Source organism: Parvularcula maris (assembly GCF_024505085.1).
In the GTDB taxonomy this organism is placed as follows: Bacteria; Pseudomonadota; Alphaproteobacteria; order Caulobacterales; family Parvularculaceae; genus Parvularcula; species Parvularcula maris.
Genome location: NZ_JANIBC010000045.1, coordinates 1 through 363, shown reverse-complemented (window position 1 = coordinate 363; position 363 = coordinate 1). Strand labels below are relative to the sequence as shown.

The 363-nt window shown below is 56.5% G+C and carries 1 protein-coding gene; it reads right to left on the bottom strand.

Going from position 1 to position 363, the window contains the following annotated elements; genetic code table 11:
• A partial coding sequence (locus tag NOG11_RS15250) for an Ig-like domain-containing domain (protein WP_256620603.1) occupies positions 1–323 on the bottom strand: 323 nt, incomplete at its 3' end.
• Between the last annotated feature and the right edge of the window lie 40 nt (positions 324–363).

Genomic DNA, 363 nt, shown 5'->3' with positions numbered 1-363 from the left:
TAACGACCAAGCGGAAGAAGAACGTCGATGGGCTGAAGATTGAGCAGAAGACGATCGTCCGAAAGGCTTATATCGGTAGTAATGTTCCGACCACGGCTATAATCATAAAGCGTCACGGTAGAGGAACTCACCGAGACGGGATCCACCGGTTCGTCGAACGCGACGCGGGCGAAGATGTCCGTGGCCAGACCACGCTGCTCATCGCGTGGGTCGGTCAGGCTGACGCGGGGACGGATCAGATCGATCGTATCCTTCGTCACGAAGCTCGCAACGACCTCCGCACCCGCATAGGTGTTGCCGGCCCTGTCAAAGACCGCCGCCACTCTCACATCATATCCTTCGTTTTGTTGGAGGAGTGTTTTG